This window comes from Streptomyces sp. NPDC058469 (assembly GCF_042721125.1).
GTDB lineage: Bacteria > Actinomycetota > Actinomycetes > Streptomycetales > Streptomycetaceae > Streptomyces.
This window is the reverse complement of sequence record NZ_JBHXME010000064.1, coordinates 17,555-40,201: the sequence shown is the minus strand read 5'-3', so window position 1 is coordinate 40,201 and position 22,647 is coordinate 17,555. Positions and strand designations below refer to the sequence as shown.

Genomic DNA, 22,647 nt, shown 5'->3' with positions numbered 1-22,647 from the left:
CCCCCGCCTCCGAAAGGCAGCACCTCATGTACTCCATCGGTCCGCTGACCGTCGCCCCCGGCGAGCGCGCCCAGGGCCTGATCCCGGTCGGCACCAGCACCTACGGCGTGGAACTCGGCATCCCGCTCATCGTCGTCAACGGCACCGAGCCCGGCCCGGTGCTGTGCGTGGACGCGGGCGTGCACGGCGACGAGTACGACGGCCAGGAGGCCGTCCGCCGCGTCCTCGCCGAGACCGACCCCGCCACCCTGCGCGGCACGCTCGTGGGCATCCCCTGCATGAACACCCCGGCCTTCGAGGCCGCCGCCCGCAGCAGCGGCCTCGACCACCTCAACCTCAACCGCATCTTCCCCGGTGACGCCGACGGTTCGTACTCGCTGCGCCTGGCCGCCACTTTCGTCGAGCAGGTCGTGCCCGCCATCGACGCCCTCGTCGACCTGCACACCGGCGGCACCTTCGGCGAGATCGCCCCGCTGGTCATCGTCCAGGGCGGCTACGAGGACCTGGCCACCGACATCGGCCTGGCCGCCGGACACCGACTCGTCTGGAAGGGCGGCAAGTGGGGCGGCACGGTCCGTCATCCCACCCTCGCCGCGGGCAAGCCCGCCATCACCATCGAGGCGGGCGGCGGCACCTACCGGGAGTCGACTGTCGAGCTGCACATCAACTCCGTCCGCAACATCATGCGCCAGCTCGGTATGACCGACGGTGAGCCGGAACTGCGCGAGACCTATACGGCGGTCACCGGAACCTTCGCCCGCTCAGCGGCCGGCGGCTTCTTCGTCGGCCACGCCGACCCGGGGGAGAGCTGCAAGGAAGGCGATCTGATCGCCCACGTCGTGGACCACTACGGCAACACGCTGGAGGAGGTCCGCGCCCCGCAGGACGGCATCGTGCTCTGGGTACGCCGGATCCGCACGGTCCACCCCGGCGACGAGGTCGTCATCTTCGGCACAGTGGAAGGGGAGATCCGGCGATGAGTGACGACACCCGGCTGCTGGTCGTCGACGGCAAGCAGATCCCCGCGGCGGACGACCGCACCTTCACGGTCCTCGACCCGTCGAACGGGACACCCATCGCCGAAGTGGCCCTGGCGGGCCCGGCCGACGTGGACCAGGCGGTGGCCGCGGCCCGTGCGGCCTTCACGGCGCCCGAGTGGGCCCGGATGCGCTCCGCCGACCGGGGCCGCCTGCTGAACCGCATCGCCGCGGCGATCCGCTCGGACGGTGACCGGCTGGCCCGGCTGGAGAGCCGGGACGTGGGCAAGCCGCTCGCCCAGGCGAAGGCCGATGTCGAGGCCGCCGCCCGCTACTTCGAGTTCTACGCGGGCCTGGTCGACAAACTCGGCGGCTCCACCATCCCGCTCGGCCCCGGCCTGATCGACTACACGGTCCGCGAGCCGATCGGGGTCTCCGGACAGATCATTCCCTTCAACTACCCGCTCCAGAACACCGCGAGGGGCTCGGCCCCGGCGCTGGCCGCAGGCTGCACCGTCGTCCTCAAGCCGTCGCCCGAGGCGCCCCTCACCCCACTGGAGATCGGCCGCATCGCCCTCGAATGCGGCCTCCCGCCAGGGGTGTTGAACGTCCTCCCCGGCGACGGCGAGACCGGCGCCGCCCTCGCCGGACACCCGGACATCGACCAGGTCACGTTCACCGGCTCGGTGCCGACCGGCATCAAGGTCGCGCAGGCGGCGGCGGCCAACGTGGTGCCCGCGGTCGTGGAGTTGGGCGGCAAGTCACCCGTCATCGTCTTCGCCGACGCGGACTTCGACCTTGCCCTGGGCGCGGTCGCGGGCTCCGCCTTCGGCAACGCCGGACAGACCTGCTCGGCCGGCACCCGGATCCTGCTGCAACGCGGCGCCGAGGAGTTCCTCGACAAGCTGGTCGCCCACGCCGCCTCGCTACGGCTGGGCCCCGGCCTTGACGACCCCGACATCGGACCCCTGGTGGCGGCCCGCCAACGCGACCGCGTCCAGGGCTACTTGGACCTGGCCCGACAGGAGGGCGCCGACGTGCGCACCGGCGGCGGCGCCCCTGCCGACCCCGCGCTCGCCGACGGCTACTACATCGAGCCGACCGTCCTCACCGGCCTCACGAACCAGGCCCGCTGCGCCCGCGAGGAGATCTTCGGACCCGTCGTCACCGTCATCGACTTCGACGACGCCGAGGAAGCCCTCGCCATCGCCAACGACACCCCCTACGGCCTCGCCTCGTACGTCTGGACCCGCGACATCGACAAGGCGCTGCGCATGGCCGAAGGCATCAGGGCGGGCCAGGTCTACGTCAACGCCACCGGCGTCGGCACCGGCATCGAGCTGCCCTTCGGCGGCTACAAGCACAGCGGCTGGGGCCGGGAGAAGGGCCTGGAGGCGCTGGCGAGCTACACGCAGACCAAGAACGTCTGCATCGGTTTCGGGAACGGGTCATGAGGTACCGCACGCTGGGCGAGCGCGGGCCGACCGTCTCGGTGGTCGGCCTCGGCGGCAACAACTTCGGCTCCCGGCTCGACGAGGACGGCACGACAGCGGTCGTCCACGCGGCGCTCCACGCCGGCATCACCCTGTTCGACACGGCCGACATGTACGGCGGCGCCGGCGACCGGGGCGGCACACGTGGCGACGGCGAACGGCTCCTCGGCGCCGCCCTCAAAGGGCACCGCGACGACATCGTCCTCGCCACCAAGTTCGGCATGGAGATGACCCCCGGCGGGGAGCCCGCCCGGCACGGCCCACGCGGCTCCCGCCCCTACATCCGGTACGCCGTCGAAGCCTCCCTGCGCCGCCTGGGCACCGACCGGATCGACCTGTACCAGTACCACGAGCCCGACGGCGTCACCCCGCTCGACGACACGATCGCAGCCCTGCACGAGCTCGTGGACGAGGGCAAGATCCGCCACCTCGGCTGCTCCAACCTCCCCGCCGCGCAGCTCACCGACGCCTTCGTCAGCACCCAGGCCCGCTACCACCTCCTCGACCGCGGCGCCGAGACCGATCTGATCCCCGCCTGCCTGCGCACCGGCGTCGGCCTGCTGCCGTACTACCCGCTGGCCAACGGCCTGCTCAGCGGCAAGTACCGGCGCGGCGAACAGCCCCCGCCCGGCAGCCGCCTGTCCTGGCGACAGGGCTGGCTCACCGACGCCGCCCTCGACCGCGTCGAGGCACTCACCGCGTACGGCACCGCACGCGGACTGCCCCTGCTCCAGGTGGCCGTAGGCGGCCTCGCCGCCCTGCCGGCAGTCGGCTCGGTCATCTGCGGCGCGATGACCCCCGGCCAGGTCACCGCCAACGCGGCGGCGGCCGACTGGATCCCCGACGCGACCGACCTCGCGGCAATCGACGAGATCGTGCGCCCAGGCGAACAAGTCGTCTGACCCACGGAGTTCGACCCCCGAACCCCGCCCCCCTCCTCAACTCCCCTGAAAAGAGGCTGAACTTCATGCGAGAGATCGTCACCTTCGACGCCTACGGCACCCTGGTCGACTTCCAGCTCGGCCCGACCACCCTCAAGGTCCTGGCCGACCGGCTCGACCTGGACGGCCTGGACGTCGACGAGTTCCTCGACGACTTCCGCGTCATCCGCTTCCAGGCCGTCCTGGAGCCCTACCGCCCGTACCACGAAGTCCTGCACTCCAGCCTGGAGATGGCGATGCGCCTGCACGGCCTGGAGTACCGCGCGTCCGACGGCGACGCCCTCGTCGAGGCCGTACCGACCTTCGGCCCCTTCCCCGAAGTCCAGGACGCCCTGCGCGCGTTGAAGACCCGCTACGAGATCGCCATCATTTCCAACACCGACGACGAACTCATCGCGCGGAACATCGCCAACATCGGCGTCGAGTTCGACCACGTCATCACCGCCCAGCAGGCGAAGGCGTACAAGCCGGACCGCGAGACCTTCGAGCACGCCTACCGGACCATCGGCGTCGACCCGTCCCAGGTCATCCACACCGCCCAGGGCTGGGAGTACGACCTGATCCCCACCCGTGACCTCGGCCTGAGGCGCCGTGTGTGGATCAACCGCTACGGTCGCCTCGGCAGCACCGCCTACCAGCCGTACGACGAACTGCCCGACCTGTCCGGGCTGCCCGCCCTCCTCGGCTGCTGAACAGGAGCCCCGCCATGAAGCAGATCCCCTACTGGCTGGACACCGCCCCGCCCCTGCCCGACCGTTCGGGCAAGGACCTGCCCGAGTCGGCCGACGTGGTCGTCATCGGCGGCGGTCTGACCGGCCTGTCGACCGCCTACCACGCAGCCGGCAAGGGCGCCGACGTCGTCCTCGTCGAGAAGGACAAGATCGGCTCCGGCGCCTCAGGGCGCAACGGCAGCATGTGTACCCAGGGCATCACCATCGGCGTGGGCGAGGCCCGCAGGCGCTACGGACAGGAACGCGCCCGCGAGCTGTACGACGCGTTCCGCGAGGCCGTCGACGTGGTCGAGGAGTTGACGCAGAAGGAGCAGATCGACTGCGACTTCAAGCGCTCCGGCCGGCTCGGAGTGGCGTACAAACCACAGCACTTCGAGTCGATGAAGGCCACCCAGCGCGATCTGGCCGAGAACTTCGGCCACGAGACCACACTGCTCTCCCCGAGCGATCTCAGGTCGGAGCTGGCCTCGGACCACTACCACGGCGCGCTGCTCGACCCGCTCAGTGCGGGACTGCACGTCGGCAAGTACGTCCACGGCCTCGCCGAGGCCGCCGAACGCGCCGGCGCGCGGATCCACGAACGCAACGCGGCCACCGGCCTCACCCGCCTGCCGGGCGGCGGCTTCCTGGTGGAGACCCTGCACGGCACCATCCGCGCCAAGCAGGTCATGGCCGCCACCGACGCCTACACGGACAAGGCGATGCCCTGGTTCCGCAAGCGGCTGATCAACGTCGGCAGCTTCGTCGTCGTCACCGAACCGCTCGGCGAGGAGCGCGCCCGCCAACTCATCCCGAACGCCCGCCTGGTGGTCGACTCCAAGAACATCGGCCACTACGTCCGTCTCACCCCGGACCACCGCCTCGCCTTCGGCGGCCGGGCCCGCTTCGCGCCTTCCAACCCGGCCTCCGACATCAAGAGCGGCGACGTCCTGAAGCGGGAACTGACCGAGATCTTCCCGCAGTTGGCCGACGTCCGGATCGACTACGTGTGGGGCGGCAACGTCGGGTTCTCGTGGGACCGCATGCCGCACGCGGGCGAGGAGAACGGCCTGTACTACTCCATGGGTTACTGCGGTCACGGCGTCCAGATGGCCACCTACATGGGCCGGGCGATCGCCGAGGTCATGGACGGCCACCCGGAGGCCAACCCCCTGCGCGGCCTCGGCTTCCCGAAGGTCCCCGTCCCCTTCTACAACGGCACCGCCTGGTTCCTGCCCTTCGGCGGCGCCTACTACAAGGCCAAGGACCGGCTGCGCTGAGCTTGTCCTGCCGTTGCGACACGGGTTCGCACCCCACACGTCGCGTCACCCCTGCCAACTCCGACCGGAGCGTGGGGCGCCTCGGGGCGCGATCTACGTGGTTCCACCGATGACACACGGGTATGACCTTCCAGACTTGTGGCACCTGCCCGGAGCGGGCGGTCATGTGTCGGCCGAGCGCCATCAGGAAGGAGTCTCGAATTGACCTGGTTCCTGCCTCTGATCGGGCTGTGGGCTGTATGCGTGGCGCTGGCTACAGGATGGGCGCTGGTGATGCGGATACATGCCGGGTTCGTGCGGCCCCGTCTGAAGGTCACCACCGGCGTGGTGATCAAGCAACGTTTCGTCCACGAGGGTGAAACCAGCGACGAGGGTTACGTGCCGACACTCGAATTCACCATCGAGACCGGCCGGTTGGTGCGTGCCAAGGCGAAGGGGAAACCGAAGAGCTTTCCACCGGAGGAGGGGAAGGGGATGCCCGTGCTCTATCGGCGGGACCGCCCCGACAAGTGGTGTTACCTCGGCACCTTGGCCGACTACGAGCAGGAAGCGGTCGTCGGTGTCTGGGAAATGTGCCTGGGCATGGCCCTGGTCGGCGGCTTGTTCCTTGGACTGGTTGCCCTGATGGGGTTCCTGTGGGGGTAGGGGCGGCCGGTTCCGGGCCTCCGACGGGACCACAACCAGGGCCCACCAGGGCGAGCGACCGCCATAGGAGCCGAACGACAACCTGAGCGCTCGCAACGGCTCTGTCAGTCCTCGTCCCCGAACGGCAGTGAGTCGAGGTCCCCGGTGAAGTCCCCCGCGGTCGGGAACATCAACTCCAAGGCGTCGTCGGGGAGTTCCTGCCGGGCTCCGGGAGCGCCCAGTGCCTGTTCCGTCCAGATGCACTTGCCCGTCGGCGTGTAGCGCGTGCCCCAGCGCTGGGAGAGGGCGGTGACCAGTTGCAGACCGCGACCGCCCTCGTCGGTCTCCGTGGCGCGGCGGATACGGGGCATCGTCAGGCTGCCGTCGAAGACCTCGCAGATCAGCTCGGCGCCGTGCAGGAGGCGCAGGCTGACCGGGCCCTTGGCATGGCGTACGACGTTGCCGACCAGCTCGCTGGCCAGGAGTTCCGTGGTCGGGGTCAGGTCCTCCAGGCCCCAGGTGCGCAGCTGCTCCCGGACGTGGCGGCGGGCCTGGCCTGCCGCCCGTGGATCCTCCGGGAGCGGCCAGGAGGCGATCTTGTCGCTGGTCAGGGCGTGGAGCCGGGCGACGAGGAGGGCGGCGTCGTCGGCCGTCGAGTGCTCGGCGGGGAGCAGGCCCGCCGTGAGGGTGTCGCAGAGCTGCTCCAGGTCCGCCTCCCCGCCGGACTCGGTGCGGTGCGCCGTACGCAGGAGGCGGGCCAGGTCCGCCATGCCCTCGTCCATCTCGCGCTTCGACGACTCCACCAGGCCGTCGGTGTAGAGGACGAGGAGACTTCCCTCCGGCACCTTCAACTCGACTGTCTCGAACGGCGGTTCCGCCGCGCCGAGGGGCGGGTCGGCCGACAGTTCCGGGAAGTGCACGGTGCCGTCCGGGTGGACCACGGCCGGCGGCGGATGACCGGCCCCGGCGATGGAACAGATCTGGGTCGTCGAGTCGTAGAGCGCGTACAGACACGTCACGTACGACTCCTCGCCCATACCGGCGACGAGTTCGTTGAGGTGGCTCATGATCTCGTCGGGCGGCAGCTCAAGGTCGGCGAGGGTGTGCAGCGCGGTGCGCAGACGGCCCATCGTCGCCGCCTCCGGGAGGCCGTGGCCCATGACGTCGCCCACCACCAGGGCCACCTGGCCGCCGGAGAGCGGGATGATGTCGTACCAGTCGCCGCCCACGTCCATGCCCTGTCCCGCGGGCAGGTAACGGGCGGCCGCGGTGCACGCCGGCAGGTCGGGCAGGGCCCGGGGGAGCAGGCTCCGCTGGAGTTCGCGGGAACGGGTGTGCTCGGCGTCGTAGAGGCGGGCTCGTTCCAGGGCCTGGGCGACGAGGGCGCTGATCGTGGTCAGCAGGGTGCGTTCCTCGTCGGTGAGCCGGCGGGCGCTGTCGAAAGCGACGACGCAGACGCCGAAGGTGTGGCCGGAGGCGGTCAGTGGCAGGAACGCCCATGCCTGTTTGCCGGCCCGGGCCGGTCTGGCGGCCAGGTGGGGGTAGTGGGCGGCGTACTCCTCGACCGAGGAGAGGAACAGCGGCAGACCGGACGCGATCACGTCCCAGGACGGCTCACCGGGCTTTCGGATGTGGCCGTCGACGGTGGTCAGGAAGTCGTCCGGGTAGCCGTCCGCGCCCACGGTGTGCAGCCGGTCGCCCTCGACGGCCTGCACCAGGAGTCCGGCGGCGGCGAACGGCGGCAGCACCCGGCGGGCGACCGCTGCCACCACGTCCTGCGAGGTCGTCGCCTTGGCGAGGGCGGCCGTCAACTCGCCCATCCGGACCGCGCGTCGGGCCACCGCCAGCTCGGACGCCCGGCGCTCCTCCTCGTGCTGCCGTTTCTCGGTCACGTCGGTGAGGTAGAGGGTGACTCCGTCGGGACCCGGGACCAGTCGCAGGTGGTGGCGGCGGCCGGTGCCCTCCAACTGGGCGTCGAAGCCGACGGGCGTCTCTTCGGCCGCGGCCTTCCGGCAGCGTTCCTCCAGGCCGGGGACGTTCCGTACCGTGGGCAGCTCCCACAGCAGGCGCCCGAACAGCTCCTCCTCGGAGAGGCCCAGGGTGCGCTCCGCCTCCAGGTTGGCGAAGGTGATCCGCCACTCGTCGTCCACCGCGAGGAAGCCGTCGCTCATGTGGCGCAGGGCCCGGCTGAGCGCGTCCCGGGCGGAGCGGGACTCGTTGCTCTCCCAGCCCACGCCGATCATCCGGTGGGGTTCGCCGTGCTCGTCGTAGGTCGCCCGTCCGCGGGCCTGGGTCCAGCCGTACGTGCCGTCCAGGCGTCGCACCCGGTACTCGGCCTCGTACACGCCGTGGTCGCGGATCGCCCGTCCGGCCGCGTCCAGCGTGGGCGCCAGGTCGTCGGGGTGGACGATCCGCATCCAGTTCTCGATCTTGCCCGTGTAGTCCTCAGGTCTGGTGCCGTACAGCTCCAGGGCCGCCTCGTCCCAGATCAGGTCGCCGGTGCGGATGTTCCAGTCCCACGAACCGACACTGACCTCTTTCAGCGCCTGCCGCAGCCGGTCACGGTCGCCGCCCGGCTCCGTCTGGGAGGGGCCGGAGGGCGGCGGCGCCTGGCTCATGCGCTCCTCGGTCCAGGCGACCAGATCCCTCAGGAAGTCCCACTGCCGAGGGGTGGGCTCGCCCTGCTCGCCCATCAGGACCGTGAGCGCGCCGATGCTGCGGTCCCCGCCGGACACCGGTACGGCGGCCAGACCGGTGCCCGGCCAGGCGAGCTCCTGACCCGCGGCGGTGGGCTGTACCGGCACCCACACACCACTGCCCTGGTGCAGGGCCCTGGCCGGGGCTGTCGGGCCCTCCTGGTCGATGATCTCCCACGGGCGGGTGAGGGCGGGCGGCAGCCCGGCCGACGACACCAGCCGCAGCGCGGACATCGGCCCGCGCAGGTGAATCGCTCCACCGAGAGCGCCCAGCTCGCCCACCGCGTGCTGCAGTGCCAGCCGGAAGACCTCGCTCTCGGTGACGCCGGGGTCCACGGTGCCGAGCAGAGCCAGACGTGCGTTCATACCGTAAATTTTACCGTTCCCGCCTCACATAACACGGTGCTGCGCAGGACTCTCACCTTTGACTCCGGCTCTCGCACACGGCTCTCAACAGGCAGCGTTCCAGACCGAGTTGCCTCGGAACTCCACCCGCGTTCGCTCGGGTGACAATACTCGGCATCCGGGGGAACGGGGCGTCGTGAACGGGGTATGGAACCCCTTGATCATGTCCGGACGTTGTCACCCCGTCAGGCTCACCCCGCGCACCCGTCAACGAGGAGCGGCATGGACATCGGCGTATTCATCCCCATCGGCAACAACGGCTGGCTCATATCGAAGAGTTCACCCCAGTACCTGCCGAGCTTCGAGCTGAACAAGGCCATCGTGCAGAAGGCCGAGGAGCACGGACTCGACTTCGCGCTGTCGATGATCAAGCTCAAGGGATTCGGCGGCGAGACCGAGTTCTGGGACCACAACCTGGAGTCGTTCACGCTGATGGCGGGCCTGGCCGCCGTGACAGAGCGGATCAAGCTGTACGCCTCCACCCCGATCCTCGTCCTGCCCCCGGCGATCGTCGCGCGCATGGCCACGACGATCGACTCGATCGCCCCCGGCCGCTTCGGCATCAACATCGTCACCGGCTGGGCACCCGGCGAGTACTCCCAGATGGACCTGTGGCCCGGCGACGAACACTTCGGCAACCGCTATGCGCGAGCGGCCGAGTACGTCACCGTGATGAAGGAGCTGTGGAGCGAGGGCGTCAGCAACTTCAAGGGTGATTTCTACGAGATGGACGACTGCGTGCTGTCGCCGCGCCCGGCGGACGGGCACATCGACATCGTCGCGGCCGGGCAGAGCCCCACGGGCATCCGGTTCGCCGCCGAGCACGCTGAGTACAACTTCATCCTGGGCAGCGGAGTCAACACCCCGCTCGCGCTGTCGGACACCACGGCCTCGCTCGTGGACGCGGCGGAGGTGACGGGCCGTGACGTCGGCGCGCTCTCCCTCTTCATGATCATCGCTGACGAGACCGACGAGGCCGCCCGGGCGAAGTGGCAGGACTACCACGACAACGCCGACCACGCGGCGCTGGCGTACATGGCCGGCGAGTCCGCCACGGACACCACCGCCGACGACACCTCCACCGCCCGGACCATCGTGCTGCCCGAGGGCGCGGTGAACTTCAACATGGGCACGCTGGTTGGCTCGTACGAGACCGTCGCGAAGATGCTCGACGAGGTCGCCGAGGTCGAGGGCACCAAGGGGATCATGCTCGTCTTCGACGACTTCCTCGAAGGCCTGGAGAACTTCGGTACCCGCATCCAGCCGCTGATGAAGTCGCGGTCGCTGGCCGGGTGACCGTCGCTCCGGACGGTCCGGGCGTGCGGTCGTGACCGCCGGCCGAGGTCCGTGGCGGGTGTTCGCGGCCACCGCCGTGGGTGTGGTGGCCGTGTTCCTCAACATGAGCGGTCTCGCCGTCGCGCTGCCCACGATCACCCGGGAGCTGGGGGCCGACCCCGGGCAGGCCGACTGGATCCTGCTCGGCTACATGCTGGTCACCACCGCCCTGATCCTCGTCTTCGGCCGGGTCGCCGACATCGTCGGCCGCCGCAGCCTGTATCTCGCCGGGCTCGTCGTCTTCACTGTCGGGACCGGGCTCGCGGCGCTCTCCCCGTCGGCGGGGTTCCTGATCGCGTCCCGGGTCGTGCAGGCCGTGGGCGCCGCCGCCGTGATCACCAACAACACGGCCCTGCTGACCGACGTGTTCCCCGCGCACACGTTGGGACGGGCACTCGGCTGGAACGTCACGGTGGCCGCGACGGCCCAGGTCGCCGGGCCGGTCGTCGGCGGCGCGGCGACCGAACTGCTCGGCTGGCGTGGGCTGTTCGTCGTCTGCGTACCGATCGGACTGGTCGCGATCGGCGCATCGGTACTGGCCGTCCCGGCGAGCCGAGAGCGGGTCGGCGGGGTCCGTGAACCGTTCGACCTGCCGGGCGCGCTGCTGTCCACGGCCATGCTGACCGCCCTGGTCCTCACCCTGACACCCGGTGTCACCGCCACCGTCGCCTACTGGCTGCCGTGGGCCTGCGGCGGTGCGACCCTCGCACTGTTCACGGCCTTCGCCGTCGTCCAGACACGGCGCTCGCACCCCCTGGTCGACATGGCGCTGCTGCGCACCCGCGCGATCGCCCTCGTGCTCGGGGCCGTGCTCGCCAACGCGGTCGGCAGCTACGCCGTCGTACTCCTGGCGTCCTTGCACGAGCAGGCGGTCGGCGGAGCCTCGTCCCTGGAGGCGGGGGTGCTGGTGACACCGGTCGCGGCCGGCACGCTGATCACCTCGGCCGCCGCCGGTTCCCTGTTCGACCGCTTCACCCCGCGAGCGCTGACGACAACAGGCATGGCCGTGACGGCATGCGGGCTGCTGGGCTTCTCGCTGACACTCTCGACGACTGCTGTGCCGTTCTGGGCGGTGGCCCCGTTTCTCTTCCTGGTCGGGGCCGGCACCGGGCTGTTCATGACGCCGAGCACGAGCGTGCTGATGCTCGGAGTACCGTCCGACCGGCGCGGGATGGCCAACGGCCTGCGGTCCACCACACAGAACGTGGGCTACCTGCTCAGTACCGCCCTCGCGCTCGCGTTCACGACGACGGGGTTGAGTGAACCGGCCCGCCAGGCCGCGTACGACGGAACACTGAACACCCTGAACGTGCTCGCGTCGGGCGAGCTGGACCGCTTCGTCGCCAACATCCGCGCCACGGGGTTCGTCCTCACGGGCATCGTCGTGGTCGGGGGAGCCATCTGCCTGGCGTTTCCCACGTCGCTGCGGGCGCCTCGTACCGCCGATGCCACCACCGTCAACGCCCCACCGGAGTCCGCCACTTCAGGAAGGACGACGCCATGACCGATTCCGCTCAGGAGGACTACGAGCGCGCCGGGTTCGACGGGCATCTCACCCCCGGCACGTCCCCGGCCCTGATCCTGGTGGACCCCGCCCGCGCCTACGTCGACCCGGAGTGCCCGCTCTACGCCGGAGTCGAACCGGCGGCCGACGCGATGAGGCGCCTTCTGGCCGACGCCCGCCGGGCCGGGATTCCGGTGATCGTCACGCGGGTGCTGCTGCGGGCGGACGGCAGTGACGGCGGCCTCTTCTTACGCAAGGTGCCCGTCCTTCGGGCATTCGCAGAGGGCAGCCCCTTCGGCGATTTCATCGACGGTCTGGCCCCTGCGCCGCACGACCTGACCGTGACGAAGCAGTACCCGAGCGCCTTCTTCGGCACCGCGTTGGCCACCCACCTCACGGCCAACGGCATCGACACCCTGTTCATCGGCGGACTGTCGACGAGCGGCTGCGTCCGGGCCACCGCTCTGGACGCCATGCAGCACGGATTCGTACCGATCGTGGTCGAGGAGGCCGTGGGCGACCGGGACCCGGACATCCACGCGGCGAACCTCTTCGACATCAGGCACAAGATCGGCGAGGTGTGGCCGCTCGGGCGGGTTCAGCAGTACCTCGCGTCTCTCGGCTGACTGGTCGTGTGCGTCGTGTGCACCACCCCGCTCGGGTCACGGACGCACCTCGGGCTGGACTCGGGTCACGGACGCGCCTCGGGTAGGAGAGGTTCGCGGTCGGCTGTGGGCCGGGCCGGTGGTTGCAGTCCGGCCTCGTATCCGGTGGGAAGGACAGTGTCGGGGACCAGCGGCGACGGCTCAATGCGCAGCAGCCCGCCAATCCCGGCGGGCAGCCACCAGTTGTACCTGCCGAACAGTTAGACCATCGCCGGCACCAGCAGTGCCCGTACGACGGTGGCGTCCAGCAGGGTGCCGGCGCCGAGCACGGAGGCGAGGACCTTGATGTCGGTGCCCGGGGCGGACGCCAGTGCGGCGAAGGCCAAGAACAGGATCAGCGCGGCCGACGTGACCAGCCGCCAGGTGCGGCCCAGGCCGTGCTCCACGGCGTACGCGGTGGAACCGGTGCGGTCGTACTCCTCGCGCATCCGGGCCAGGATGAACACCTCGTAGTCCATGGACAGTCCGAACAGGAACGCGAAGATCAGGACCGGCAGCCAGAACGTCGGCGCGCCGGTCGCCGAGATCCCGAACACGGCGTTCGAGCCGTGTCCGTCCTGCCAGGACCAGGTGATCATCCCGAACACCGCGGCCACGCTGACCAGGTTGAGCAGCACCGCCTTGAGCGGCAGCAGCAGGGAGCGGAACGTGCGGACCAGGAGCACGAAGGTGACCAGCGCGATCAGGCCCAGGACGTAGGGGAAGTCGTCGAAGACCGCCCGCTGGTAGTCGAGGACGATGGCGCCCCGGCCGGTCACGCCGACATACCCGGGCAGGTTCCTCGTCGCGTTCCGGACCGAACTCACCACCGCCACACTGGTGTTGTCCACCGTCTCGCGGGTGGGTACGGCGACGATCTCCGTGATGCCGCCCCCACCCGGGCGGGTACCCGACCGCCATCCAGAGGCCGGGTGCCCGCCACGCCGTGGCCGCCATGGTGGACGCGCCGGGTGCTGCACGTCGCCGCGTCGGGGCACCACGCTCGCGTCGGGAGTCAGCACTCGGGTGCGGTTGTCCCTCTGTGGCGCCTCTCGTCATCCGGTGGCCGCGCTCACCGGGTGGGGAGGGCCGTGTCTACTGGTGCGCTGTATAGACGGTCGCGGTCATCGGTGCCGTCACGGGGCCGGTGCCGAGTTGGTCCGTCAACTTCTGGGTGACAGCGGCCTGGAGGGCCTGCGCGTCTTCGCGGGCCTGCACGGCGGCGCTCACCGGTGTGCCGGTGAGGAACCCGGTGGCGAGGGAGGCTGCCGACTCCGCGATGCCTTCCAGCGTGACTTCCTCGGCGGTGGCCAGGGTGAGTCCGGCGGCCGTGAGGTCCGCGGCGACCACGGCCGGATCGGAGTAGCCGTGGGGCACGTCTTTCAGGAACGGGGGTGCTCCGTCGGGCACGCACTGTTCCAGGGCAGTCTGGAAGGCGGCCCCGAATCCGTGCGAGGCCAGCGGGCCCCAGCTGCTGAACAAGAACCGTCCCTGCGGGGCCAGGACCCGGCGCACCTCGGTGTAGGCGGCGGGTCTGTCGGGGAAGAACATCACCCCGAACTGGCACGCAACGAGGTCGAAGGTGTCGTCCTCGAAGGGCAGGTTCTGGGCGTCCGCCTGCCGCCAGTCCGCGCGCGGTTCCCGTGCCGACCCCGCAGTAACCATTGCTTCGTTGAGGTCGGTCGCCACCACCGAGGCCGTGGGCACGGCGGTGAGCAGGGCCGAGGTCAACGCCCCGGTTCCGGCGGCGAGTTCCAGGACGGTGCGGGGTCGTAGCGCTGCCGCCCTGGTGGCCAGGTCGATGGCGAAGGGCTGGAAGAGGACGGGCACCAGGTGGCGTTCGTAGGCCTCGGGCATGGATCGTGTCCACCGCCGGTTCGCATCGTCCGCGCTCATCCGACAGACACTAGCCCCGCGGGAGGTCAGGCTGCGGACCGCCGCAGCTACCGCGGCTTCGTGTCGGCGCTGCCTGCCCGGCCACAGGGGCAGGGCAGGCAGAAGAATCCCGGAGCCACGAGCGCGGACATGGTGCGGTGGCATCGACCGCTCATGTCCCGAATATGAGCAAAGGGGAGTTGTCCCAACGGAGTTCGGCGGACATACGCGAGACGTTCAAGGGCCGGCCGCCCCCTCGGCTGCCCGGGCCGGTGACCGCTCCGGGCAGCCGCACCGCCTTGATCAGGTGGTGAAGCGGTGGGTGCCGGAGCCGACCCGGTAGACCGCGCAGTCGTCCTCCTGGCGCAGGTACGTCCCGTGGGTGTGGGTCACCGCGTCCGGGGTGGACGCGGGGACCCACACCTCGGCGGTCGTGTTGGGCGGCACCGCGCAGGTCAGCGTGAACCGGTCGGACCGCTGCCGCCAACGGGTGGAGACCGGGCCGTAGACCGAGGTGAACGTGGCGCGAGCGGTGGTGACGGCTCCGCCCGGACGGGGGCGGATGACGATCTCGCGGTAGCCGGGCCGACCCGCCGAGATACCGGCGATGTTCGTGTACATCCATTCCCCCACCGAGCCGTAGGCGTAGTGGTTGAAGGAGTTCATGCCCGCGTCCTGGAAGCTGCCGTCGGGCCGGATGGAGTCCCAGCGTTCCCACATCGTGGTGGAGCCCCGGTCGATCTGGTAGCCCCAGCTGGGGAAGGAGCGCTGCTGGAGAAGGCGGTAGGCGACGTCGGTGTGGCCTGTGTCGGTCAGGACGGGCAGCAGTCGGGGAGTGCCGAGGAATCCTGTCGAGAGGTGCCAGTCCTTGGCCTCGATCAGGGCGACGAGACGGTCGGCCGCGGCCTTCCGTGACGCGTCCGGGAGCAGGTTCATCGACAGCGCCAGGACGTAGGCCGTCTGCGTATCGCCCTTGACCCTGCCGTCGGAGGTGACGTAGGCGCTCTGGAAGGCCGTTCGTATCCGTTCGAAGAGATCGAGGTAGGCGGCGGCGTCCTCGGCGAGTTCCCCGGCCATCCGGGCCGCGAGATCGGCACTGTGCGCGAAGTACGCGGTGGCGATGACGTCCTTGGGGGTCTCGTCGTCCACGTTCAGCCAGTCGCCGTATCCCTGCGCCGGGCGCAGCAGTTGGTCGCTGTGCTGCTCCAGGTACGTCAGCCACGCCTGGACCGACGGCCAGGCGTCCCGCAGAACCTGGCGGTCGCCGTACGCCTGGTAGAGGGCCCAGGGGACTGTGACACCCGCGTCGCCCCAGCCGGCCGTGCCGTTGCCGACCGTGCCGACCACCGGCGCCACGTCCGTGAACGCGCCCTCCGCGGTCCGGGAGTCCCGGAGGTCGACGAGCCACTTGGACAGGAAACGGGCCGACTCCATCGTGTACGCGGCCGTGGGCGCGAAGACGTTGATGTCTCCCGTCCATCCCAGGCGCTCGTCGCGTGCGGGTGTATCGGTCGGAACGGAGAGGAAGTTGCCGCGCTGGCCCCAAGTGATGTTGTGGTGCAGCTGGTTGAGCATCGGTACGTCGGTCTCGAAGTCGAGGGTGAAGGGGGCGGACGTGTGCATGACGCGGCCGGTGACGGCCTTCGCCGAGGGGGTGCCGGGGAATCCGGTCACCTCGACGTACCGGAGACCGTGGAAGGTGAAGCGGGGCTCGTAGACTTCCTCCTTCCCGCCGCCCTTGAGGGTGTACGTGTCGGTCGCCGCCGCGGTCCGCAGGTTCGCGGTGTAGACGGTGCCGTCGGGGTTGAGCACCTCGGCGTGTCTGAGCCGGACGGTCGTCCCCGCGTCGCCCGACACCCGTAGCCGCACAGAGCCGACCATGTTCTGGCCCAGGTCCAATACGTAGACGCCGGGTTGGGGTTGGGTGATCTTCTTCGGCGTCAGCTCCCGCTCCACCCGCACCGGGCCGTCCACCTGCGCGACGATCAGGTCGGGACCGATGTCGCCGACGTCACCCATGCCTCGTACGCCGAGCCAGGCCGTGTCGTCGAAGCCGGGTGAGGCCCAGCCCGGGGTCTCCTTGCGCGCGTCGTACGTCTCACCGTTCAGCAGGTCGGCGGCGACGATCGGCCCGGATGCGGCCCGCCAGTCGGTGCCCGACGTGATGCGCTCGCTCGTCCCGTCCGTGTACTCCACCTCCAACTGCGCGAGAAGCGCCGGGACTTGGCCGTACTGTCCGGGTCCGAACATGCCCACGTTGCCTGAGTACCAGCCGGGGGCCAGGTACGCCCCGATGGCGTTGGCGCCGGGGCGCAGGAGCGTGGTGACGTCGTACGTCTGGTACTGGACGCGGGTGCGGTAGTCCGTCCAGCCGGGAGCGAGCTGGTCGCGGCCCACCCGGCTGCCGTTGAGGTGGGCCTCGTACAGGCCGAGCGCGGTGGTGTAGAGGCGGGCGCGTGCCACCTTCCGGTGCCGGAGCGGGAATTCGTGCCGCAGTTGGGTGACCGCGTACGACACCGGGACGACGCGCCCCCACGGTCCGCCGCCCCAGGCCGCCGCCACCCGGACTGCCGGCCAGCCCCCGTCGTCGAACTCCAACTCCCGCCATCCGCCGGGAGGTTCCTGATCCATGGCCTTCCAGGAGCCGTCGGTGAACACCTTCTGCTCACCGGACGCGGTACGGACGACGAGGACGGCGATGAGCCCCGCCGGGCCCTCGGTCGCGTTGGTGGCGGCGACGGCGATAACGTTGTCACCGGCCCGCACGCGGTCCAGTACGTCGATCACCGCCGGGCGTTTCCAGTCCTCGTTGTCCGTGTCGAGATCGGTGTGGGCCACCTCGACTCCGTTCACGGAGACGGCGTACACGTTGTCGGCGGTGATGGCGAGCGTCGCCGCCGTGATTCCGTCGGGCAGTTGGGCGGTTTGACGGAACCAACGGGTGGCCGCCGGAACACTGCTCGTCGGATCACCCTCGGGGAACCAGATCCAGGAACCGCCCTCGAAGGACGGCGCGTCCACGAGGCCCACCGGTGCGGAGATCCAGTCGGCGCTCCACTGCCCGGCATTCATCAGCCCGGTCTCCCACCACGAGGGCGCGCTCCAGCCGGAGGCCTGTCCGTCGGCGTCCCACACGCGTACGGACCAGTGGTAGCGCGTCCTGGGTTTGAGTCCAGGACCTCCGTAGGACACGAGGACCGACTCGCCGGACGTGACCTTCCCGCTGTCCCAGACGTCCGGGCGGGACAGGCCCGACGCGGTGGTGGCGACGCGGATCTGATAGGCGCTCTGCCGCATACCCACCCCGTCGGAGGCCAACGGCCAGCTCAGCCGTGGGCGTTGCGCGTCTATCCCCAGCGGGTGCTGGACGTACTCCACGGTCGGCGCCGTGACGCGCAGTCCGTCGCGCTGCGTCTGTGTCTCTGCCTGCGCCTGTCTGGATGCCGGCGCGGCCATCGCCGGCACGCTGTCCACGGTCGCTGCCGCGACCGTGGCGACCGCGCCCGCGATCATGTTCCTCCTGCTGATCACTACGACTCCTCACTCGCACGGAATGGATGAATCGATTCAGATTTGAGAGGCGTGGGTAACGTAGAGCCTGGTGAGGCCGGGGTCAATCGTCGTGCAATTGTTTTCGCTACACGGCTACTTCGCGATCGCTGAGGGCGGAGCCGGTGCCCGATGTTGATGCGGTGGCATTGAACGGTTTCAATCGGAGCCTGCGAGCCCTTGGGCCGAGCAAGGCTCGACACGTCGTGATCAGGGCTGCGTGGCGGCGTACTCGGCCGAGGTGAGGAACAGAGGTCGGGCGGCCTCAACCGGGCCACTTGTGCCCGCCGTGTACCCGATCTTCGAGTGCTCAGCGGGACGGAACGCCTCCGTGGGGCGGGTGCTGTCGTGTCGGCGCTTCCACCGCTTGAGCCGACGACTCCGGAAGGGCACTCGGGATCCGGCGGCCGGCACTCTGGTACGCCCTGTCGGCCCAGGACTTGAGCCACCGGCTACGTCCTCGCGGTGGCCCGCACCCACGAAGTCACCACCCATGCAGGGATGTTCCGCGCGGACGTCCTGGCCTATAAGCTCCCCAAGCGCGCCCGGCAGAAGCTGTCCGCCGGAAACGGAGTCAAAGGGCAGCGCTTCCACGACTGGGTCCACATCGCACTGCACGGTCCCAGGGCCGGTCACCGTCACCCGCTGATCCGCCGCAACCGGTCCACTGGCGAACTCGCCTACTACCGCTGCTACACGTCTCCCGCTGGGTCACCCTGGCCATGCGCGGCCACGCCTTCCTGGCCGTCGTCCGCACCGACGAACACACCCACCGTCCCACCCCGGACATGTTGATCCCGCTCACCTGCAACGAGATCGCCCGCCTGTTCATCACCCTCGTCGCCGAACGCATCCACGGCACGGCCCACCGGCTGAGCTGGTCCCACTGGGGTTCACTGCTCCTGGCGAGGTGTCGGCGCCATCGCGGTCGTCATGCGAACCCCTCTGTGGGCCTCGGCGGGCCCCGAATGTCCTGGCCACGCCGGGAGTTGCCTTAACGGAGCTTGACGGACACCCGGGCGGGCGACGTCCTGCGCCAGGGCTTCGCCTTCGGCGGCATCCAGGTCGTCGTGAGCGTGTGCGCGAACCTGGTCATCATCATGGCCGCGGGTCCCTGTAGGAGTTTCTCGCCGCGCGCCCCGCCTGCTTGCGGATACAGCGGTACGTCACGGGATCCGCTCACGGCGTCCAGGCCCTGCTGCTGGCGATGGACCAGTCGCACCCGGGTGGCTCGGCCTGAGGGCATGTGACGCGGGCCGGGCGCCGAAACCCGAGGTCGATGACGAACCGTCAACACCTTCTGCAAGGCACAGGCGTGAAGAAGGGCGCCGGGGCGGCCGCAACAGGTACGCGCACCTCCGAACCACCCGCGCACGCCCTCCTGTTCGAGGTCGAGCACTGATGAGCTCGTCATCCGTACAACGAGGGGGAAGAGGCCATGCGCCATCGTCTTACGCAACGGCTCGCCGTACTGTGCGCGTCGGCCGCGCTGCTCATCGGGTCAGGTCTGGCAACCGGAACGGCAGCTCACGCGTCAGCCTCAACGCTCACTGGATGCAGGCATCCGTACGTCTGTGTGTACGACGACTACCAGACCAAGGTCAGCGACTACAAAGACGTCACACGCTACTGGCAGACCTTCAGCCGCGCCGACGTCACCTACGCCTACAACGCCCGGCACGACGGCGTCGCGTACTTCCTCTACAGCAGCGGGTACACCAGCTGCGTCGAACCGGGACGCCAGGCCCGTCTGAGCATCCGGGGCTACGGCAACGTGACCGGTATCCGCATTGGCCTCAGCTCACACTGCTACGCCTGACCCGCAGGTGATCGTCACGGCAGGTTCCCCTCTCTCCGCGACCGTCAAGCCCACGGTCAGGAGGCGAGCGGACCCTGCATCACAAGGGCGAGGCCCTCTTCGGCGTCGTCGTTCAGGGCGTTGGTGAAAGCCTTGTCGTAGGCGTCGTCCCCGACCGACTTGCGGGCTTGCGACTCCCATTGGTCGCGGACCTCGGAGAGTTCGGGTGTGCCGTGGTTCGGGTGGCCGAGCATGCGCCAGAAGGTGTTACCGGTGCCGGAGGTGCGCGCGGCCGCGATGCCGTTGCCCTGGACCGCGTTCGCCCCGGTGAGGAGGTCGAGCGCGAGGGCGATGCCGAGATTGTCGTTGAGGTTGTGCTTGCTGGCGAGCATGGCCCGGGCATGGAGCTCGGCGTCGTGCGCGCGGCCCTGAAGGAGGTCTATGAAGGCGAGTTGGTGGAACGCGTACGACCGGGCCCAGTGCTCGCCGTACCGGACGCTGAGCCGGCGCAGGGCGATGGCCGCTTCGTAGGCCTCGGCCAGCCGGCCCAGCGCGGAGTGGGCGAAGGTCCGGATCACCATGCAGCAGAGCTGCGGCGCGCCCGACGGCGGCGACGTGCCGTGGCTGATCAGCGCGTGGTCGCACACGTCGTACGCGGCCTCGGGACGGCCGGCCATGAGGTGGGTGAGGCCGAGGGTGTGGGCGGCGAAGAGCTCGGACTGCGGGGTGCCGTCCTCGCGCGCCGCCTCGGTGCATTCCTCCCCGATGCGCAGGGCGGTCCGGTGGTCGCCCTGGAGGGTGAGCGTGATCCCCAGGGCCCAGAGCGCGCGGGTGCGGGACGGGCCCGTGGGTGTGTCGAGGGCAAGGACGCGTTCGAGATAGTCGCGGGATTCGTGCAGGTGCCCGCAACAGGGCCAGAACAGGCCCGTGCGGCCGGCCATTTCGACGGCGGCGTCGGGATTCGCCTCGATGAGATGGTCGAGTGCGGCGCGTACGTCGGCGTGGGTCGCCGAGATCCGCGCGTACCAGGCGACCTGCTGGTCACTGAGCCAGCCGGCCTCCGCCTCGGCCAGCATGGCGGCGAAATGCGCGGCATGGAGCCGGGCGAGGGCGTCCTCCTCACCGAGTTCGGCGAGCCACATGGTGCCGTACTCGCACAGCGTGTCGAGCATCCGGTAACGGGTGCCCACCTGTTGGAGAACCGACTGGTCGGCCAGCCGCTCGAGAAGCCACGGGATGTCGTCGGCGCTCAGCGGGCCGCCCGCGCACACGGACTGCGCGTCGGCCGCTTCGAGGGGCCCGCGGAAGACGGAAAGCCTGGCCCACAGCAACCGCTCAAGCGGAGAACACAGTTCATGACTCCAGCCGATCGCCGTACGGAGAGCTCGGTGCCGCCTGGGCCACAGCGTCTCGTCCACGAGCGTGTCCAGCCGCGAGCCGAGACGCTCGGCGATCTCCGCCAGGCTGCTCTCCCGCAGGCGCGCGCAGGCGAGTTCGACGGCGAGCGGGATTCCCTCCAGACGGCGGCAGATGGCGGAGACGGCTTCGGCGGATCCGGGGGAGTCGAGGGACACCGCGGGCGCGGCCGTGGCACACCGCTCCCGGAACAGCCGTACGGCGTCTCCGTCGCCACTGTCGCCACCGTCGTCCATGGAGAGCGGAGCCACCTCGATACGGTGCTCACCCCGGACCCCGATGGTCTGTCTGCTGGTGGTGAGGACCGTCAACTGCGGTGCTGCGGCGAGGAGTTCGCTCACCAGGAGCAAGCAGGAGGCCAACACGCGCTCGCAGCAGTCGAAGACGAGCAGAATCTGCCGACCGGTCAGCCACTCGCACAGCGCCTCGACCGGAGCGCGGGGATTGTGGTCCAGCAGATCGACCGCGTCGCAGACCGTGGCGGTGAACAACCGGTCGTCGTAGAGGTTGGACAGGTCGATCCACCAGACTCCGTCGGCGTACTGACCCCGGATCTGCTCCGCGGCGCGCAGCGCCAGCCGGCTCTTCCCGACACCGCCACCACCGGTGAGCGTGACGCATCGCCGCTGGGCCAACGCCGTTTTGACTGTGTCGAGTTCGCTTTCGCGGCCGACAAAGCTGGTCGTCATCACTGGGAGGTTGCCTAACACGGTCCCATCCTGCACGGCCCGGACGAGGGGCTAAACCCTCTCATCGGAAACGGTCGCAAGTGATCGGAGTTGGCGACTATCCGATCGGACGGTTGCTGTGGCCGATGAAGTGAAGTGCTCTGGTGGGTGTATCGATTCGGCGGGTTCGCGGCGGCCCTCGGCGACGGCCGTTCGCGCGGGGCGGGGCGGCCCGGCGGTCGCCAAGGGGCCGGATGAGGGCACGGATTTTCGGAGCGTGATTCCTTCATCTTCCGCTGACCGGCGGGAAGTTCCTGCACCTTCCTATTCGACCGGATCCAGATAGAAGTTCGCCTGAGCGGCCCGGTCGCCCTCGGTGTGCGCGATGACCACGCCCCTCACCAGAAAGGGCGTGTCGTCGACAGCCGTGCCGCTCATTTCCCACTCGCTCCAGATGACTTCGCCGTCCTGGACGGACCGCAGCACGCGCGCTTCGATGTCCGGCACGCGGGCGAAGAGGCCGGTCCAGTTCTTGCGTACGACGTCCTGTCCCACGAAACCGCTTGCCGGGTGGGTCGGCATGTCGCAGCGGTAGTCCTGCGTGAAGCAGGCGACCAATGCATCGAGATCGTGGGTCGAGATCGCCTTCTGCAGGTTGTCGAGGAACGCAGACACACGGCTTCCTTTCGTTCGAGCGGGATCCGGGCAGGGGTCGGGCGGGATTGGGATTCG

At 69.8% G+C, this 22,647-nt stretch carries 17 protein-coding genes and 1 pseudogene; 11 read left to right on the top strand and 7 right to left on the bottom strand.

All coding sequences use genetic code 11. From position 1 onward, the window contains the following. The first annotated feature begins 26 nt into the window (after positions 1-26). From ACFWP5_RS26025 to ACFWP5_RS26000, 6 genes are all read left to right on the top strand, one after another. A complete protein-coding gene (locus tag ACFWP5_RS26025; RefSeq protein WP_384161171.1) occupies positions 27-980 on the top strand; it encodes a succinylglutamate desuccinylase/aspartoacylase family protein in 954 nt (317 codons plus the stop codon). Further along, on the top strand, positions 977-2,431 hold the full coding sequence (locus ACFWP5_RS26020) for an aldehyde dehydrogenase family protein (protein WP_384161168.1): 1,455 nt from the start codon (positions 977-979) through the stop codon (positions 2,429-2,431). Before ACFWP5_RS26025 ends, ACFWP5_RS26020 begins: the two co-directional genes overlap by 4 nt. After that, positions 2,428-3,372, top strand: coding sequence for an aldo/keto reductase (locus ACFWP5_RS26015; RefSeq protein WP_384161165.1), 945 nt, complete (start codon positions 2,428-2,430; stop codon positions 3,370-3,372). Before ACFWP5_RS26020 ends, ACFWP5_RS26015 begins: the two co-directional genes overlap by 4 nt. Positions 3,373-3,437: 65 nt before the next feature. Then, entirely contained in the window at positions 3,438-4,103 is a 666-nt protein-coding gene (locus tag ACFWP5_RS26010; RefSeq protein ID WP_384161162.1) for a haloacid dehalogenase type II, read from the top strand. Between the two features lie 14 nt (positions 4,104-4,117). Continuing rightward, on the top strand, positions 4,118-5,401 hold the full coding sequence (locus ACFWP5_RS26005) for an NAD(P)/FAD-dependent oxidoreductase (protein WP_384161159.1): 1,284 nt from the start codon (positions 4,118-4,120) through the stop codon (positions 5,399-5,401). 201 nt (positions 5,402-5,602) lie between these two features. Next, entirely contained in the window at positions 5,603-6,046 is a 444-nt protein-coding gene (locus ACFWP5_RS26000) for a DUF3592 domain-containing protein (protein ID WP_384161156.1), read from the top strand. Between the two features lie 104 nt (positions 6,047-6,150). Here ACFWP5_RS26000 and ACFWP5_RS25995 read toward each other — a convergent pair whose 3' ends face one another. After that, complete coding sequence (locus ACFWP5_RS25995) at positions 6,151-9,087, bottom strand: SpoIIE family protein phosphatase (RefSeq protein WP_384161153.1); 2,937 nt, start codon at positions 9,085-9,087, stop codon at positions 6,151-6,153. A gap of 261 nt (positions 9,088-9,348) precedes the next feature. Between ACFWP5_RS25995 and rutA the strand changes: the two genes are divergently transcribed. The 3 genes from rutA to ACFWP5_RS25980 are packed head-to-tail and all read left to right on the top strand — an operon-like array spanning position 9,349 to position 12,591. After that, positions 9,349-10,422 carry a pyrimidine utilization protein A gene (rutA, locus tag ACFWP5_RS25990; protein ID WP_384161150.1) on the top strand — a complete coding sequence of 358 codons (1,074 nt, stop codon included), beginning with the start codon at positions 9,349-9,351 and terminating at the stop codon, positions 10,420-10,422. A 31-nt stretch (positions 10,423-10,453) separates the two neighbouring features. Continuing rightward, a complete protein-coding gene (locus ACFWP5_RS25985; RefSeq protein ID WP_384161147.1) occupies positions 10,454-11,965 on the top strand; it encodes an MFS transporter in 1,512 nt (503 codons plus the stop codon). Further along, on the top strand, positions 11,962-12,591 hold the full coding sequence (locus ACFWP5_RS25980; RefSeq protein WP_384161144.1) for an isochorismatase family protein: 630 nt from the start codon (positions 11,962-11,964) through the stop codon (positions 12,589-12,591). The genes ACFWP5_RS25985 and ACFWP5_RS25980 overlap by 4 nt, the downstream gene beginning before the upstream one ends. A gap of 239 nt (positions 12,592-12,830) precedes the next feature. Here ACFWP5_RS25980 and ACFWP5_RS25975 read toward each other — a convergent pair whose 3' ends face one another. The 3 genes from ACFWP5_RS25975 to ACFWP5_RS25965 form a co-directional block, all read right to left on the bottom strand. Then, a complete protein-coding gene (locus ACFWP5_RS25975; RefSeq protein ID WP_384161141.1) occupies positions 12,831-13,460 on the bottom strand; it encodes an MMPL family transporter in 630 nt (209 codons plus the stop codon). 244 nt (positions 13,461-13,704) lie between these two features. Continuing rightward, positions 13,705-14,466, bottom strand: coding sequence for a class I SAM-dependent methyltransferase (locus tag ACFWP5_RS25970; RefSeq protein WP_384161138.1), 762 nt, complete (start codon positions 14,464-14,466; stop codon positions 13,705-13,707). Between the two features lie 321 nt (positions 14,467-14,787). After that, positions 14,788-18,015: an alpha-L-rhamnosidase gene (locus tag ACFWP5_RS25965; protein ID WP_384161135.1), complete on the bottom strand. Its 3,228-nt coding sequence runs from the start codon at positions 18,013-18,015 to the stop codon at positions 14,788-14,790. Between the two features lie 465 nt (positions 18,016-18,480). Here ACFWP5_RS25965 and ACFWP5_RS25960 point away from each other — a divergent pair. Then, positions 18,481-19,031 (top strand): annotated as a pseudogene (locus ACFWP5_RS25960) (IS701 family transposase); the annotation flags it as partial. Here ACFWP5_RS25960 and ACFWP5_RS25955 read toward each other — a convergent pair. Then, the gene (locus ACFWP5_RS25955) at positions 19,028-19,255 is read right to left on the bottom strand and encodes a hypothetical protein (protein ID WP_384161132.1); all 228 of its coding nucleotides are present in this window, start codon (positions 19,253-19,255) and stop codon (positions 19,028-19,030) included. The pseudogene ACFWP5_RS25960 and the gene ACFWP5_RS25955 overlap by 4 nt on opposite strands. Positions 19,256-19,609: 354 nt before the next feature. On the opposite strand from ACFWP5_RS25955, the gene ACFWP5_RS25950 reads away from it, so the two are divergent. Next, the gene (locus ACFWP5_RS25950) at positions 19,610-19,852 is read left to right on the top strand and encodes a hypothetical protein (protein ID WP_384161129.1); all 243 of its coding nucleotides are present in this window, start codon (positions 19,610-19,612) and stop codon (positions 19,850-19,852) included. 56 nt (positions 19,853-19,908) lie between these two features. Here ACFWP5_RS25950 and ACFWP5_RS25945 read toward each other — a convergent pair whose 3' ends face one another. Beyond that, complete coding sequence (locus tag ACFWP5_RS25945; RefSeq protein WP_384161126.1) at positions 19,909-21,936, bottom strand: ATP-binding protein; 2,028 nt, start codon at positions 21,934-21,936, stop codon at positions 19,909-19,911. 303 nt (positions 21,937-22,239) lie between these two features. Next, on the bottom strand, positions 22,240-22,590 hold the full coding sequence (locus ACFWP5_RS25940) for a nuclear transport factor 2 family protein (RefSeq protein ID WP_384161123.1): 351 nt from the start codon (positions 22,588-22,590) through the stop codon (positions 22,240-22,242). Positions 22,591-22,647: the final 57 nt, after the last annotated feature.

Coding starts and splice junctions, on each gene's coding strand:
- ACFWP5_RS26025 (WP_384161171.1), top strand. CDS start 27: ATGTACTCCATCGGTCCGCTGACCGTCGCCCCCGGCGAGCGCGCCCAG.
- ACFWP5_RS26020 (WP_384161168.1), top strand. CDS start 977: ATGAGTGACGACACCCGGCTGCTGGTCGTCGACGGCAAGCAGATCCCC.
- ACFWP5_RS26015 (WP_384161165.1), top strand. CDS start 2,428: ATGAGGTACCGCACGCTGGGCGAGCGCGGGCCGACCGTCTCGGTGGTC.
- ACFWP5_RS26010 (WP_384161162.1), top strand. CDS start 3,438: ATGCGAGAGATCGTCACCTTCGACGCCTACGGCACCCTGGTCGACTTC.
- ACFWP5_RS26005 (WP_384161159.1), top strand. CDS start 4,118: ATGAAGCAGATCCCCTACTGGCTGGACACCGCCCCGCCCCTGCCCGAC.
- ACFWP5_RS25995 (WP_384161153.1), bottom strand. CDS start 9,087: ATGAACGCACGTCTGGCTCTGCTCGGCACCGTGGACCCCGGCGTCACC.
- rutA (WP_384161150.1), top strand. CDS start 9,349: ATGGACATCGGCGTATTCATCCCCATCGGCAACAACGGCTGGCTCATA.
- ACFWP5_RS25980 (WP_384161144.1), top strand. CDS start 11,962: ATGACCGATTCCGCTCAGGAGGACTACGAGCGCGCCGGGTTCGACGGG.
- ACFWP5_RS25970 (WP_384161138.1), bottom strand. CDS start 14,466: ATGCCCGAGGCCTACGAACGCCACCTGGTGCCCGTCCTCTTCCAGCCC.
- ACFWP5_RS25945 (WP_384161126.1), bottom strand. CDS start 21,936: ATGACGACCAGCTTTGTCGGCCGCGAAAGCGAACTCGACACAGTCAAA.